This is a genomic window from Alteromonas lipotrueiana (genome assembly GCF_019249245.1).
In the GTDB taxonomy this organism is placed as follows: Bacteria; Pseudomonadota; Gammaproteobacteria; order Enterobacterales; family Alteromonadaceae; genus Alteromonas; species Alteromonas lipotrueiana.
On the sequence record NZ_JAESDK010000006.1, the window covers coordinates 109,555 to 124,547 of the forward strand.

A 14,993-nucleotide genomic window follows, 5' to 3' on the forward strand; every position below is an offset into this window, starting at 1 on the left:
CTAGGGTCCTTACATGCTTAGGCCAGGGCTTAATTTGCCCGGCATGGTGACTTTATCCAGCTCTACAGAGGCCACCGGATATGCGCAATAATCTGCTGCATAATAGGCGCTGGCGCGATGATTACCGCTTTCGCCGATACCGCCAAACGGCGCCGCACTGCTGGCACCTGTAATGGGGCGGTTCCAGTTTACGATACCTGCACGAATACGGGCAAAAAAGTAATCCCAGTCCTGTTGGCTGTCACTTAGCAAGCCGGCTGACAAACCAAAGCTGGTATTATTAGCCTGCCTGATGGCCTGGTCAAAGTCGGTATAGCGAATAATTTTTATCAGCGGTCCAAAGTGCTCTTCGTCAGGCATCGTGTCTGCGATGTCGGTAACGTCAACAATACCGGGGGTAGCGAAGCCTTTGGCTTCATCTGGTTGAGTCAGACGCAACAGCACGTTAGCGCCCAGATCTTCAAGTTGCTGCTGTGCATCAACCATCTGTCTGGCGGCCTGCGCGGAAATCATTGCGCCCATAAACGGTTGTTCCTGAGCGTCATAATCGTCCACTTTAATATTTCCTGTGACTTCGATTAAGCGTTTTACAATGGTGTCGCCTTGTTCCGATGCTGGTATAAAGACACGACGAGCACAGGTACAGCGCTGACCTGAAGTAATAAAGGCTGACTGCACAATATCGTGTACCGCAGCATCGGTATTTTCTACTTCACGTACTATTAAAGGGTTATTACCGCCCATTTCTAACGCCAGGATTTTGCCCGGGTTACCTGCATTTTGCTCATGCAATAACTTGCCGGTGCGTGAGCTGCCGGTAAAGAACAAGCCGTCAATGCCCGCATGTGAGGCCAGGGCCTTGCCGGTTTCAACTTCACCTTGTACCAGGTTTAATACCCCAGCTGGAAGACCGGCTTGTTCCCATAATTTCATGGTTTCCTGCGCTACCATAGGTGTCAGGTCGCTAGGCTTAAACACTACTGTATTGCCTGCCAGTAGGGCAGGTACAATATGGCCATTAGGTAGATGGCCCGGAAAATTATAAGGTCCGAATACAGCAACTACGCCATGCGGTTTGTGACGAATAATTGCCTTACCCACTGGCATGGGGTTTTCAACCGTACCGGTACGCTCATGATACGCACGTTCTGAGATGCCGATTTTGCCTATCATGGCACCAACTTCAGTGGCCGTTTCCCATTCTGGCTTTCCGGTTTCTTGAGCCATAACTTTAGCCAGGGCGTCTTTATTTTGCTCTAGCTGTGCCCCAAACGATTTAATGATTTCAAGACGTTCATCAACTGTTTTAGCGGCCCATTGAACACTGGCCTGACGGGCAGCGCGAATGGCGGCATCTACCTGGTCGGCAGAGGCCGATTTTGCTTCCCAAATCACGGCATTTTTAGCCGGATCAATAGAGCGGATATCGTGGCCCTGGCCTGCGACCCACTCGCCATTAATAAAGTGTGTTGATTGCATGATAGGTCCTATTGTTAGTCTCGATAGTTAACCGGGGCAAATCGAATTATCTCTCCGGTTGAAATTTCTAGCGCTGCTGCAGCTTGACGAGAAATCACCGCCACCTGCTGCTCTTCGCTCACCGCGATTTCGGTGGCTACTGCTCTGAAGTTATCTACCGATGTATTAATAATGTAATGACTACGTCCCTGCGCGGCGGTTTGATCGTCTATCACCACAGGCAGCTTTCGGCTGTTTTGCGCTGTTCTTATATGACTAAGGTTCGCTTCTACGGTGGGTCCGGCATCAAAAATGTCAACGTAACCACGAAAGCTAAAGCCTTCTTCTTGCAACAGCTGCAATGCAGGTCGGGTTTTGGTGTGTACCTGACCAATCACCGCCTGAGCTTCTTTGCTTAACAGGTTAACGTAAATGGGGTATTTGGGCATAAGCTCAGCAATAAATACTTTATTGCCAATGCCGGTTAAATAATCGGCAGTCGGAAAGTCCATAGAGAAAAAGTGTTCTTCAAGCCACTCCCAAAAAGGCGAACTTCCTTCGTCGTCACTTACCCCACGCATTTCAGCAATAACCGTTTCTGAAAACCGTTCCCGGTGTTCCATCATAAACAAAAAGCGAACTTTGGATAAAAACCGACCATTAATACCGCCTCGCGCCTGCTCGCGCAAAAACAAGGTGCAAATTTCAGAAACCCCGGTGTAGTCGTTACAGAAGGTCAAAATATCCACGGTATTGTGAATGTTTAGTTCACGAGAGGCATGGACAACTTTACCCATATGGTAGTGATAGAAAGCATCGTCTAATCCTACAGCCGCTTCAATGCCGCTGGTACCTACTACGTCACCAGTTTGGGTGTCTTCCATTACGAACAAGTATGACTCACAGCCAGGCTTGGTGGCCTGACTGCGAAAGCCGTCTTCGGCACGCTGAATTTTTTTCTTTAGCAGCCCTTCATTTACGGGCAATGAGGTAAAGCCAATACCTGACTCTACCGCAATATCATACAAGGACGCATAATCGCTCTGCCTGATAGGGCGAATAATATTCATAGTCGTTATCCATTAGACGCAATTTTATGCGTTAGCAACAGCAGCTACCGCACGTTCAAAGCGATCCAGACCTTCTTTAATGTCTTCATCTGGAATAACTAATGAAGGAGCAAAACGAATAACGTTAGCACCTGCCACTAATACCATGAGTTTTTCATTGGCAGAAGCCACTAAAAAGTCACGTGCGCGGCCTTCGTATTCACCATTTAACGCGCAGCCTAACAACATGCCTTTACCACGAATTTCGCTGAACACATTGTATTTTTCGTTTATCTGCGCCAGGCGCTCACGATACAACGCTTCTTTGGCTTCTACACCGTTTAAAACCTCTGGGGTATTAACAATATCTAAAGCGCGTTCGGCAACCGCACAAGCAAGCGGGTTACCGCCATAAGTGCTGCCATGAGTACCTGGTTTCAGGTAATCAGCAATTTCGGTGGTGGTTAACATGGCACCAATAGGAAATCCGCCGCCTAATGACTTGGCAGTCGTTAAAATATCCGGTGTGACACCTAAGCCCATGTAAGCATACAACTGACCAGTACGGCCTACGCCAGACTGAACTTCGTCAAAAATAAGCAGAGCATTGTGCTTATCGCACAATTCGCGTACGCCTTTAACAAAGTCAGGATCGGGAGAGATAATACCGCCTTCACCTTGCAGTGGCTCCATCATAACAGCACAGGTTTTCTCAGAAATCAGTTTTTCAAATGCTTCTAAGTTGTTGTACTCGCAATGGTCTACTGCGCCAGGTTTAGGGCCAAAACCATCCGAGTATGCTGCCTGACCGCCCACCGTAACAGTGAAAAACGTACGGCCATGAAAACCTTTATTAAAGGCGATAATTTGATCTTTATGCTGACCAAATTTTTCCAGCGCAAAACGACGGGCCAGCTTTAAAGCCGCTTCGTTGGCTTCGGCGCCAGAATTTGCAAAGTAGGCTTTGTCAGCAAAGGTCGCCTGAGTCAGTTTGGTCGCTAAACGCAGGGCGGGTTCATTCGTAAACACATTACTTAAGTGCCAAAGCTTGCTGCCTTGTTCGGTCAATACATTGACTAATTCGGGATGGCAGTGGCCTAGTACGTTTACCGCAATGCCTCCGGCAAAATCAATGTACTCTGCGCCGTCCTGGTCCCACACGCGAGAACCTTCACCACGAACGGGCACCATGCCGGCCGGGTTATAGTTAGGAACCATTACTTCATCAAACGTTGCACGAGTCACATTCATAGGTCATTACCTCTGTAGCAGGCGTCCTGTGTGTAAAATTACAGCAAAAAGGACGTAGTAAGAAAAGGAATTAGCGTAACAGTATGCCAGTTATTTGCCGCTTTGTCTTGCGGCCGATAAGGCTCAATCCCTTAATATTCAAGGGCTTTGGCTTGTTTTGCAAGAAAAGTGAATAACTATTTAGCGAGCGGTGCTTAACACTATTATTACGTTGTCGGCACAATTATTAACGACATAGACAGGCGCCCGGGGACAGAGCCAGACACGCCCGGCTTTGCATGAATATCCATAAATTTTTTTTATCGGCGATCGGTGTCGACGGTTAAAGGCAGATTAAAAATGTCCACCGACTTCAGCGTTTCTAAGGCGCCGGGGGGAAATTGCTGCTGGCGTAGCTGGTGTTTAATTTCGCATTTGTCGGCCGCCTTTGCCTGATGTAGCATTTTGATCTGCGCATAACTGCGGGCCGCATTTAACACTTTGTGATAAGACGTTTTGACTGCAACGTCATTCAGCCTAACCGCCTCAATAATAGACGACGCCGGTAAGCGTTTAAATGGCATAAATTCAAATAAATCAGCGGTGAGTTTATCTGAAAATTCATTTTGTAGCGCAATCAGGTAGTTCGCTGAAGGGGTGATTTTTAATAGTGTCTGGTGTACATCTCGCTGACGCAAGCGTTGAGCCTGTTCAAGCTGATGCCGATGCATGTAGGCAAAGGTTTTAAAATACAACCGGGTGACACAACAGCGACCTAAATTAGCCAGCATTCCGGTTACATAGGCTGCAAACGGGTCGGCCTGGTAATGAGGGGCCAAGGCCCGGGCACATAGTCCGGTTGCGGTGGCATACTGGGTAAGGGTCACTTTTATTTGTGAAAATGGATCGGTGGTTTGTGGCATTGCCCGTTTTAGTAGCAGCGAGGGCAACAATAGCCGTAAATTGTCAATACCGATGAAACTTAACGCGGTACGCAGATTTTCGACCATAATGACCCGGCCCCGGGCATCTTTTTTACGAAATTTCTGACTGTTCACTATCTGTATTAATTCGTCATATAACCAGGGCATGGATGCCACACTAGGCTCCAGCCGAGAAACAGAAGCGGTACGACTTGATAGGACATCCAGCATCACCGGAACATCATCAGAAAAATGTAGGGTACTGGAAAATAAGATATTGGCATGCTTAAGCTGATCAGTAATGTCCTGTAATATCAGGCCGTGTAATTCATGGCTAATATAATCAATAAAAGACGCTTCACTTAGATTTTCGAGTCGCTTGTTTTCTATGGCTATTTTTTCAATGTGTAACAAACGACGCCGTGCAAAATTTTGTTCAGAGTCTTCAAACAAGACTTCACCAGAACTACGCTGACCCAGCATAGTGGCTACTCTGACAGGACAAATCAGCAAGTTAGCAAAACGCTCTTCAAGTGGCGGGCGTGAAACTGTGTTATCTATAGGCACAATATTATTAAGAACTCGGTAATCTTGTTTTGCTGAAGTATCAACCGCATAAGCGCTGAGCATAGCCAATGACCTGATATTAATTTAGACGAATATTATCAATATCGGCTGCGAAAAATTTTCTTTAATCAGAATTGCGACTTGGGCTTGGTTGGCTTAAGTCTAAAAAGTTCTTCAGCATAGCGTGTCCGTGCTCAGTTAATAGTGACTCGGGATGAAATTGCAGACCCCAGACTGGCAGATTGCGGTGCGAGATGGCCATGATTTCGTGATAACCGTCAACTTCACTGCACCAGGCATCTACTACAAACTCATCAGGTAAGCTGGACGGCTCAATAACCAGTGAGTGGTAACGGGTAGCCGTAAACGGGGAAGGCAGGGCGTTAAACAAGCCGCCTTTGCGATGCTCGACCTGAGATACTTTGCCATGGCGTATTTGTCGTGCTCCCGTAACGGTGGCACCAAATACTTGTCCGATAGCCTGGTGACCTAAACATACCCCCAACAGCGGAATGTGGCCGGCAAAGTGCTTAATGACCGCTAAACTAATGCCTGATTCATTTGGTGTGCAGGGGCCGGGCGATATGACAATTTTATCAGGGCACAGCGCCTCGATATCACCCAGCGTAAGTTCGTTATTTCGCACCACCAATACCTCCTCGCCCAGCTCGGTGAAATAGCGGGCAAGGTTGTGCGTAAATGAGTCGAAATTATCTATTAACAGCAGCACAGGGATTAAGGTTTAGCAATGAACCCTATGGTGTCATAGACCTTCTGCAAGGTCTGGCTCGCTCTTTGCGATGCTTTGTCGGCGCCATGTTTCATCACTTCATTCAAATAAGCGCGATCATTACGTATGGTTTCGTACCGAGCCTGGATAGGTTCTACTAATGCCACCACCGCATCAGCCACATCACCCTTTAGGTGACCATACATTTTATTTTCGTATTCGGGTACCAGTGACTCTATAGATCGGTCGGTGGCCAGGGCTAATAAGCTTAACAAATTCGACACCCCCGGCTTTTCGCTGGTATCAAAATAAATGCGGGCTTGTTCATCAGAGTCGGTGACGGCGCGTTTAATCTTTTTCGTCAGTTTCTTAGGGTCTTCAAGCAAACCAATGAAGTTATTGGGATTGGTGTCAGACTTTGACATTTTGCGATCGGGCTCTTGCAGACTCATAATGCGAGCACCAAATTCAGGAATATACGGATCGGGTAATTTGAACACCTCGCCGTAAAGATTATTAAAGCGGGTAGCGATGTCGCGGGTAAGCTCTAAATGCTGCTTTTGGTCTTCGCCCACCGGCACTTTATCAGCCTGATAGGCCAGAATATCTGCTGCCTGTAACACCGGGTAGGCGTACAGGCCCACATTGATGTTATTTTCGTTTTTTGCTGACTTGTCTTTAAACTGAGTCATGCGATTAAGCTCGCCCATTTGTGCGTAGCAGTTGAGTATCCATGAGAGCTGTGCATGCTCAGGCACATGCGACTGTACAAACAAGGTGCTTTTATTGGGGTCAATACCACAGGCCAGGTACAGTGCCAGTCCGTCCAGACACGCATCATACAATTTTTTAGGTTCCTGACGTACGGTAATAGCATGCAGATCGACCAGCATATATAAACAGTCGTAGTCATTTTGCATTGCAACCCACTGCTTCAGTGCGCCCATGTAATTACCGATGGTTAACTGCCCGGACGGCTGACAGCCACTTAACACAATAGGTTTGTTACTCATGATACTTACCCAAAATCCTTACATTACAATTGGCGATCTAACAGTCGGCATGCCGCAATTCGTTACGCATGCTATTAATAACTTGTTGGTAATCTGATTCATTAAAAATGGCTGAGCCGGCCACAAACATATCAGCGCCCGCTTCAGCGACGGCACGAATGTTATCCACTTTTACGCCACCGTCAATTTCAATTCTTATATTTTTGCCACTTTCGACAACGCGCTGGCGAACCTGGCGCAGTTTATCATAGGTTGATGGCAGAAACTGCTGACCGCCAAAGCCTGGGTTTACCGACATCACCAGAATATGGTGTAGCTTGTCCATTACGTGATCAAGGTAGTGCAGCGGCGTGGCCGGATTAAATACCAAGCCCGGCTTGCAACCGGCATCAATAATAAGCTGCAAAGAGCGATCAACATGCTCAGAAGCCTCAGGATGAAAGCTAATATAGCTGGCGCCGGCATCAGCGAACTGGTTTATCATCTCATCCACTGGCTTCACCATCAGGTGAACATCAATGGGGGCAGTAACACCATGCTCGCGCAAGGCTTTACATACCATCGGACCAATGGTGAGGTTGGGTACATAATGGTTGTCCATAACATCAAAATGGACGATATCAGCACCGGCTTTTAATACTGCATCTACTTCTTCGCCCAAACGGGCAAAGTTAGCCGACAAAATAGACGGCGCAATTAAAAATTCTGACATAGCTCATTCCTGAAATTCGACAAAAATAAAGCACCATTTTAAAAGGTGATGGCGATTTGTGAAGGGGGGCAGCATACCTGAAAATTGTCGGTAATGCTCTGCTCACCGGGCTTGAATATAATGCAAAAGCTAAGCGTAAAGACAGTGCTTTAATACTTTTATGTTGTGCACCGTCTTAGTGATATTGCTTTTTGTTAGTGCAATGCTTAAGCCCAAGGCTTGTGTAGAAAGCCAGATATAAAAGCCGGAATTAAAATAAAATATCAATATTTTCATGTGGTTATGTTCATTATGAGTAGGGCGACATGAAAGGGGTGAGTTTCGGGCCTCTGATTTGCGTTACCTGTGCAGAAGTGATTATTCGATGTCACTCAAATTTACGCACACGCTTTAACGCACAGTATGCAAAGGAAACCACATTATGAAATCCAAATTATTACCTTGTTATATCATTGGTGCCGCGGCTGGCAGCTTACTGATGTCGGCGCAAAGTTATGCCCAGGCAACAGCAAACGTCAGCGCTACCAATAACTATATTTGGCGTGGCTTGACGCAGACTACAAACGAAGCGGCAATACAGGGCGGGCTGGATTATGCCTTTGACCAAGGATTATATGTGGGTACGTGGGTCTCTAATGTTCAGTACGCCGCTGATGATGTGTATTCGTACGAACATGATCTGTACGTAGGGTTTGCAGGCGAAGCCCAGGGTGTGAGTTACGATATCGGCTATCTGTATTACAACTATGATGATGAGGCTAACTTCGATTTTGCCGAAGTATATGCCGGCGTAGGTTATGGCGGCGCCAGTGCTACTTTATACGTGTTAGCGCATACCGAGGCCGATGAGGTGGCTGATCAAGACTTTGGTTTCGGAAAAGCCACGTACTTGTCACTGGATTATGCGTTGGAGATTTTTTCGGGCACCGAACTTGGACTGCATGTTGGTCATCATCAGGGAGATTTTGCCGAAGCGTTTAACGGATTAACCGAAAGCTATAACGATTGGGCGGTGTCGATTGCAAAACAAGGATTTACCCTGGCGGTAACCGGTACCGACATGGACAGTTCAGAACCTGCGGCGGCTTCTGCGTATACCAACGATGACATAAAATTTGTGGTTTCATATGCCGTAGATATTCAACTGTAAAGCGGGGGTGGGTGTAGCGGCTTTAAGAGCCGTAGAAGGTGGTTTTTGTCAGTCAAAAAACAGTACTAATTAACACTTGTGCTTAGCAGCCTGGGCATTATAATGAGTTTAAAATTTAATCACAATTAATGCTCATGCGAACTAAAACATACCTGAAAAAGGTTGCCCCTGCAGTCTTTGCCATTACTGCTGTATGGGCAATAGCAGGGGTGTATGTTCCGCAAGAGCAAGCTCAGTGTTTAATCCCCCCCGACACAGTAGTATCGGCCTCGGTAATTTCAGGCACTTTGCCTGAATGTTTAAAAACTGCGTCAGTTAGCTGGTTTGACTGGATGTCTGGCGATTCTCGTTCCTATCAGTTTCACTTTTTTGACTTACTCGAACTTTTAGATGGTAGCCGTAGCGACAATCGCTTTTCATCAGGTCAGTAAATGTATTTCTGCTCGTTAGGCCATTGGATGGCGGTGGTAATGAGTGTGCTGGCAAGTCTGTTTGGAGTGCAGAGTCAAAAAAACTATCAAAGAGACTTTTCTCAGTCGTCCATTTTGCCTTACATTATTGTGGGTGTGGTAATGGTAATACTGCTGGTGGTAATGTTGTTTTTTCTGGTGAGAATAATTACCGGTTAGCTTTTTACAGGCAACTCGTTGGGAGCAAAATACGCCAGTATTTCAGCTACGGGTTTACGCATATTTCCTTTCTGACTAATTGAGCGTTTTACCGTAAGTTCGGTAAATGCTGCGCTGCTGTAAAGCTGGCGGATAGCCGGTAGATCATGATTAGAAATAAGTACCGGAATACCACGATTATAAGAGGTGGCTGAAGCAAGTGCCGCCAGAGTACTTTGTGCTTCCATACCAAAACCAGGTGCACAATAGCTGGTAAATGCTGCAGTTTTACTTATGGGCGCGTAAGGAGGATCGCAATAAATAACATTGCCTTTTCGGGCCCGACTAAACACCTTTTCAAACGACAAACAGGTAAAGGTGGCTTTTTGCGCTTTTTCGGCAAAATAATGCATTTCTGCAGCAGGAAAATAAGGCTTTTTATAGCGCCCGAAAGGTACGTTGAATTTGCCGCCTAAGCTGTACCGACATAATCCGTTGTAACCATGACGGTTTAAATAAATAAATAAAATAGCCCGATAATATTCATCACTGGTGGTATTAAATTCTTCTCTTAAGTCGTAATAACGAGCTTCCTGATTACAGTCAGAAGAAAAAAACTGGCGAGTGTCGTGAATGACTGCTTCTGGTTGAGCCTTCAGTAAATTGTACAGATTGATAAGATCTGGATTAATATCATTGAGCAAATAATTTTTGAAACTGGTATTCAAAAACACTGATCCGGCCCCCACAAACGGCTCAATAAGTTTATTGGCCTGTGGCAGCTTGGCATTAATGTGTTCTACCAGACTATATTTACCCCCGGCCCATTTTAAAAAAGCCCGGTTTTTCTTTTGCATCATGGTGATTGAATCATACCTACACGCAGTCAATGCGGCTGTTTACTTGCTGGCGATAGCAAATGCACTGAAGTTATCTGAAAGGTGTAGCGCTTCTTAAGTCGTACAGAACAGACCAACACAATACCCGTTAAAGGGTGATTGTATCTGGCAACACCCCTGTGGACAACAGCAAAAGTCTTTAGTGTAAGAATAGTTAGCAGATATGAGCTTGCTGATGCACAGCAAAAATAGCAATAAGCCGCTTACCCACCCGATTGTGAGATAGAGGTTACGGCGGTACCATTGCGAAGATAGCGGGTATTTTCACTGATCTTCTGCTCTAGCGTATCGCGCTGATGATGCCAGCTTTGGGGCGGACGCATAACACAGTTTCGCCCGGCCTCTTTTGCCTTGTACAGTGCGCTGTCTGCGGTACGAATTAATTCGATAGCATCGGCCGCTGAATTGGGGGTAAGCGTAGCCACGCCAAAACTGGCAGTAACTGAAATTATCTGACCTGTCTCTAGCATAATAGGTGAATAGGCAAGGGTCTTTCTGATGTGTTCAGCCAGATCGGCAGCGTCTTCTTCAAACGTGTTAGGCAATAAAATAGCAAACTCTTCTCCGCCATACCGGGCGGCCAAATCAGTGTGCCGCAAAATATTGCGTTGCAGACAGCTTGCCACATGTTTAAGACACAAATCGCCCACTACATGACCGTAGGTGTCATTAAATTTTTTGAAATTATCCACATCGGCCAAAATCATACTAACGGGGGTACGCTCTCGCATTGAGCGCTTAATTTCTGCCTTTAAACGTTCATCCAGCTCACGTCGATTTGCCAGGCCGGATAACTCATCCATTGTTGCCATGCGCTTTAAAGTTGCGTTTTGTTCAACAACTTTGTGCTGAAGCTGGATGTTTTCAATGAACAGCGAAATAACCACAGCACCTGACGATATCATGCTCAGAACCCGGGCAGCATACCATCCATAGCTAAATCGGGAGCCGGAATACACCACAATAATACTTTCACACAACGCGGCCACCAATGCTAATGCCAGCCACGAATAAATGGTCGACGCAAACTTTCCCTTAACCACAACCACCGTTAATGCCAAGGCACAGCAAAACATAACGGCGGGCCCGTAAATAAGTGACAAGCTATCAGAAAAATCACGCCCGTCGGGCACCAGGGTAGGAAAAGTAACCCATGACAATAAGGTTACCAATAGCAGCAACGCCACAACCGCTATTTCAACACCTATCAGGCTGACCGCCCAGCGACTGATTTTATGTGTAGAAATGGGGGCACTATCGTCTACCCACATGGCGGCCGTCACAAATAAAGGAAAACCCAGGTGCCAGGCAAGCCAAAGCCAGGCAGCATCACCATTTGATGCGGTGATAAGCGAAAACTGACCTAAGCTATCGGTGAGCAGAGACACCTGAAAAGGCGCAAGCAGCGCAACCCATAAATAGGCCATCCCTAACAATGCAAAGGTAAGTGAGCCGGTTTGTCGAAAGTGAGAAAATAACAGAATGGCCGAAATAAGTTCTAGTATAAAAACCGCTGTGCCATAGACCCCTAAAAAGCCATATGAGGGAATACTGGGGGTTTGGGCGATGGTCAGTACCCATGCCGAGCCACCTACTACCCCTAACGTCAGCAGGGTTAGAACAATGTATTGCGTCTTACTCGACGCGGTGACTAATTCTGAGTATCTGTGCATACGAATAATTAAGATAATCCAGCGGCTGTTGAGGCATCATGATGAAAATGCATCGGGATAGGTGATAGTCCACGGTAAAATGAATGATATATCAAAGTTATGATATATACCGTGTAAACGTTTTTTTTGATCACGAGATCTTGAAGCTATCGTCGGATAAATTCTAATAAATAGCGGCTAATGTGCGGGATATATAAAGTATGGATACATGCAAAGAGCGGGAAAATGAAGATAAATAGATGATTATAAAGAACTAATGCTAATCTCTTCTAATACCTGAGTAGCAGATTTAACAAATGCCTGCTCTTTGCGAGGATAGTTGGGTAACAACTCAATGGCGCGCCGCGCTTCATCCACCGAGGCAAAGGGCTGTTGAAATAACAGAACAAACCAATTACTTCCATAACGTTGGGTCTGGTATATCCAAACTTTATCATTGAGATTATGCTCATTCACAAAATCCCGCAGTAACGTTTCATCTTTAAGCCCTGCTAACTGCAGTACATAGTCGTTGGGGGTGAGCAGTTTTTGTAGCCGGGCATTATCAAGAGTTACAGGAGCCGTAGACGATTTACCCGGCATTTGGTCCAGCTGTTTTAACAGATTTTGGGCCTGGCGTACCCATTGAGGGTTTAACGAAACGTTTGCGCTGGCCCCAGAAGCGGGTAATTCGGTGGAGGCAAGGGTATCCGAGGCCTCCCTGTTTTCGACCGGTTTTGATGTCGACGCCTGCTGGTTAGCTATTTCATTGGGTTGGCGGGTGTTGTGGGAGCCAGTATCCTGCGTTCGTGTAGTTAATGGCTCATGTCCGGTGTTTTTATCCCACCAGGCCACTTGTTGCGCCCACGTAGCGACCGGTTCATTGGCGTCTGCAGTCTGGTTATTGTTTTGCCCAGGCTTGGTATTAACCGGGGTCAAGCGAACCGCTGAATCGTCAGACCGGGTATTAATTTCAACTGTATCATTATCGGATGTATTATTGGTAAGGGCACTGTTGACAGAGCCTGAGTTGGCAGAAATTATCTCAACCTGATTACCTGAATCTGACGAATTACTCTGTGGTTGGGTTAACTGCTGATACGCAGAGCCAGGTGAGACCAGTGGACTGGAATCAGTCGATGAGTTGATCGGGTCGAACAGATCGTTGATATTACTGCCGTATTGCCAGGCTACCAGTCCGGTAAAACACAACAAAAATAAGATAACTGCAGTTGTCCAGAACCACGGCGACTTTAACCGGTTTGTAGCATCGCTAGATTGAAGCTGCTTGCGTTCAGATAAATGACGTTCAAAGGCTTTACGACGGCTATCTATTAGCTGGTCTAGGTCTGATTTAACCTGCTCAGCCACAACCGAATGACTGCTTATTAATAGCGGCGTGTCAGAGTTATTGGCCGGAAGCCATTGCTTAGCGGCTTCAGCCCACTCTGATTGACCAAATAACAGAACATTGAGGTGTTGCTGATTATCGGCAAACCGGCTTTGTAATACCAAATCCCACAGTTCCTGCAAAAATGCATCGGGGATATTTTCAGACGCGGTGATTGTCACTAAAACGGGGCCATCATGACTTTTGAGCCCAGCTAAAAGTTCATTTAATGGCTTAATATAGCTGCCTACCTGCTGGCCCAAAAGCTGCTGGCACAATTGTCGGCGGTAGTCTGAAAGTTCAAGGTTGCTGGTCGCGGTCAGATACGCTATTTCGGTTTCGTCGTGCTGGTTAAAAACAAACGCTTCAAGATTTTTTTGCTGCTGAGCAATAGAATCGCCACTGACAAAAATCAGTTGCGATGAATAATTGACTAAATACTCTAGCCGTTCATGCAACGGTGAGTGCATGCGCGTATCCTTGAATACGTTTGTAAGCGACTATTACGGCATACAAACGATGTTTTTTATTAGCCCAATACAGTATGCAATAAGGAATCGCTGACTTCTTTTGTGACCACAGCCTGGCCAATTCCTTGCGGTAAAATAAAGCGGATATTGCCCGCCTCAACCTTTTTATCGCGGCGCATATGCGGCATGTACGTAGCCAAATTCATTGTATCAGGTCCCTGAACAGGCAAGTCAAAACAAGCAATCAGCGCTTCAACCTGTTGAACCTGGTCAGCGGTCTGCCATCCAAGATGTTTTGATACATGACATGCGATGACCATTCCTGCGGCAACCGCTTCACCATGAAGCCAGTTACCATAGCCTTGCTCTGCCTCAATGGCATGCCCGAACGTATGGCCAAGATTCAAAATAGCACGAATGCCACCTTCGCGTTCATCCTTTGCGACCACTTCGGCTTTTATTGAACAACAGCGCTCAATAGCATAGGCCAGGGTTTCCGTTTCTAATTTTTTCAAGGCTTCGGCATTTTTCTCGAGCCAACTGAAAAAGGGCGCATCGTAAATTATGCCGTACTTGATGACCTCGGCCATACCTGCGGCAAATTCGCGTGCAGGTAAGCTTTGGAGCGTCGTTAAATCAATCGCCACCAGGATTGGCTGATAAAACGCGCCAATCATATTTTTACCTAGTGGGTGATTAACCGCAGTTTTACCACCTACCGACGAGTCTACCTGTGACAGTAACGTGGTAGGTACCTGGATAAACGGAACCCCGCGCTGATAAGTGGCGGCCACAAAGCCGCATAAATCACCAATTACACCACCACCTAAAGCAATTAATGTGGTATCGCGTGCTGCATTCATGGTTAGCAGCTCGTTCATAATGAAACCATATTGCTCAAGTGATTTGTATTGTTCACCATCATCAATAACGATGGTTGCCACTTGTTTATCACCACATGCAGCAATTACTTGATCAAGATATAAAGGCGCAATCGTATGGTTGGTAACAATGACTGCCAGCGGACCTTTTATATAGGGCACAAAAAAACCAGCCTGCAACAGCAGACCGGCTTTTATGTGGATAGGATAGCTACGCTCGTTAAGATTCACCGTCAGCGTGGACATGAGCGTACCTCCTGT

General features: G+C 46.3%; 14 protein-coding genes. 3 read left to right on the plus strand and 11 right to left on the minus strand.

Annotated features, from left to right (window positions below; translation table 11 throughout):
• Positions 1–9 precede the first annotated feature (9 nt).
• The 7 genes from astD to rpe all read right to left on the minus strand — a co-directional run bounded on the left by astD (position 10) and on the right by rpe (position 7,682).
• The gene (astD, locus tag JK130_RS06105) at positions 10–1,482 is read right to left on the minus strand and encodes a succinylglutamate-semialdehyde dehydrogenase (protein ID WP_218353482.1); all 1,473 of its coding nucleotides are present in this window, start codon (positions 1,480–1,482) and stop codon (positions 10–12) included.
• A gap of 11 nt (positions 1,483–1,493) precedes the next feature.
• Complete coding sequence (astA, locus tag JK130_RS06110) at positions 1,494–2,528, minus strand: arginine N-succinyltransferase (RefSeq protein WP_218353395.1); 1,035 nt, start codon at positions 2,526–2,528, stop codon at positions 1,494–1,496.
• A 24-nt stretch (positions 2,529–2,552) separates the two neighbouring features.
• Positions 2,553–3,758, minus strand: coding sequence for an aspartate aminotransferase family protein (locus JK130_RS06115; protein ID WP_218353397.1), 1,206 nt, complete (start codon positions 3,756–3,758; stop codon positions 2,553–2,555).
• Between the two features lie 299 nt (positions 3,759–4,057).
• A complete protein-coding gene (locus tag JK130_RS06120; protein ID WP_218353399.1) occupies positions 4,058–5,290 on the minus strand; it encodes an HDOD domain-containing protein in 1,233 nt (410 codons plus the stop codon).
• 61 nt (positions 5,291–5,351) lie between these two features.
• Positions 5,352–5,957, minus strand: a complete 606-nt coding sequence (locus tag JK130_RS06125) for an anthranilate synthase component II (protein WP_218353401.1) — start codon at positions 5,955–5,957, stop codon at positions 5,352–5,354.
• A 5-nt stretch (positions 5,958–5,962) separates the two neighbouring features.
• Positions 5,963–6,970, minus strand: a complete 1,008-nt coding sequence (gene trpS / locus JK130_RS06130; RefSeq protein ID WP_218353402.1) for a tryptophan--tRNA ligase — start codon at positions 6,968–6,970, stop codon at positions 5,963–5,965.
• A gap of 37 nt (positions 6,971–7,007) precedes the next feature.
• Complete coding sequence (rpe, locus tag JK130_RS06135) at positions 7,008–7,682, minus strand: ribulose-phosphate 3-epimerase (protein WP_218353404.1); 675 nt, start codon at positions 7,680–7,682, stop codon at positions 7,008–7,010.
• Between the two features lie 421 nt (positions 7,683–8,103).
• Here rpe and JK130_RS06140 point away from each other — a divergent pair, with 421 nt between their 5' ends.
• The 3 genes from JK130_RS06140 (at position 8,104) to JK130_RS06150 (ending at position 9,461) form a co-directional block, all read left to right on the plus strand.
• Positions 8,104–8,832 carry a TorF family putative porin gene (locus JK130_RS06140; protein WP_218353405.1) on the plus strand — a complete coding sequence of 243 codons (729 nt, stop codon included), beginning with the start codon at positions 8,104–8,106 and terminating at the stop codon, positions 8,830–8,832.
• Between the two features lie 134 nt (positions 8,833–8,966).
• Positions 8,967–9,263: a hypothetical protein gene (locus JK130_RS06145; protein WP_218353407.1), complete on the plus strand. Its 297-nt coding sequence runs from the start codon at positions 8,967–8,969 to the stop codon at positions 9,261–9,263.
• A complete protein-coding gene (locus tag JK130_RS06150; protein WP_246587709.1) occupies positions 9,264–9,461 on the plus strand; it encodes a DUF2970 domain-containing protein in 198 nt (65 codons plus the stop codon). It begins immediately after the preceding gene.
• On the opposite strand, the gene JK130_RS06155 is transcribed toward JK130_RS06150, so the two are convergent.
• The 4 genes from JK130_RS06155 to aroB all read right to left on the minus strand — a co-directional run bounded on the left by JK130_RS06155 (position 9,458) and on the right by aroB (position 14,978).
• On the minus strand, positions 9,458–10,300 hold the full coding sequence (locus tag JK130_RS06155) for a Dam family site-specific DNA-(adenine-N6)-methyltransferase (RefSeq protein WP_218353409.1): 843 nt from the start codon (positions 10,298–10,300) through the stop codon (positions 9,458–9,460). The two genes, JK130_RS06150 and JK130_RS06155, sit on opposite strands and share 4 nt — an antisense overlap.
• Before the next feature lie 242 nt (positions 10,301–10,542).
• Complete coding sequence (locus JK130_RS06160) at positions 10,543–12,012, minus strand: sensor domain-containing diguanylate cyclase (RefSeq protein WP_218353411.1); 1,470 nt, start codon at positions 12,010–12,012, stop codon at positions 10,543–10,545.
• Between the two features lie 243 nt (positions 12,013–12,255).
• On the minus strand, positions 12,256–13,851 hold the full coding sequence (locus tag JK130_RS06165; protein WP_218353413.1) for an SPOR domain-containing protein: 1,596 nt from the start codon (positions 13,849–13,851) through the stop codon (positions 12,256–12,258).
• Between the two features lie 59 nt (positions 13,852–13,910).
• Positions 13,911–14,978, minus strand: a complete 1,068-nt coding sequence (gene aroB / locus JK130_RS06170; RefSeq protein WP_218353414.1) for a 3-dehydroquinate synthase — start codon at positions 14,976–14,978, stop codon at positions 13,911–13,913.
• Positions 14,979–14,993 lie beyond the last annotated feature (15 nt).

Coding starts and splice junctions, on each gene's coding strand:
- JK130_RS06160 (WP_218353411.1), bottom strand. CDS start 12,012: ATGCACAGATACTCAGAATTAGTCACCGCGTCGAGTAAGACGCAATAC.
- JK130_RS06155 (WP_218353409.1), bottom strand. CDS start 10,300: ATGATGCAAAAGAAAAACCGGGCTTTTTTAAAATGGGCCGGGGGTAAA.
- JK130_RS06165 (WP_218353413.1), bottom strand. CDS start 13,851: ATGCACTCACCGTTGCATGAACGGCTAGAGTATTTAGTCAATTATTCA.
- JK130_RS06115 (WP_218353397.1), bottom strand. CDS start 3,758: ATGAATGTGACTCGTGCAACGTTTGATGAAGTAATGGTTCCTAACTAT.
- JK130_RS06140 (WP_218353405.1), top strand. CDS start 8,104: ATGAAATCCAAATTATTACCTTGTTATATCATTGGTGCCGCGGCTGGC.
- aroB (WP_218353414.1), bottom strand. CDS start 14,978: ATGTCCACGCTGACGGTGAATCTTAACGAGCGTAGCTATCCTATCCAC.
- JK130_RS06120 (WP_218353399.1), bottom strand. CDS start 5,290: ATGCTCAGCGCTTATGCGGTTGATACTTCAGCAAAACAAGATTACCGA.
- JK130_RS06150 (WP_246587709.1), top strand. CDS start 9,264: ATGTATTTCTGCTCGTTAGGCCATTGGATGGCGGTGGTAATGAGTGTG.
- astA (WP_218353395.1), bottom strand. CDS start 2,528: ATGAATATTATTCGCCCTATCAGGCAGAGCGATTATGCGTCCTTGTAT.
- rpe (WP_218353404.1), bottom strand. CDS start 7,682: ATGTCAGAATTTTTAATTGCGCCGTCTATTTTGTCGGCTAACTTTGCC.
- JK130_RS06145 (WP_218353407.1), top strand. CDS start 8,967: ATGCGAACTAAAACATACCTGAAAAAGGTTGCCCCTGCAGTCTTTGCC.
- trpS (WP_218353402.1), bottom strand. CDS start 6,970: ATGAGTAACAAACCTATTGTGTTAAGTGGCTGTCAGCCGTCCGGGCAG.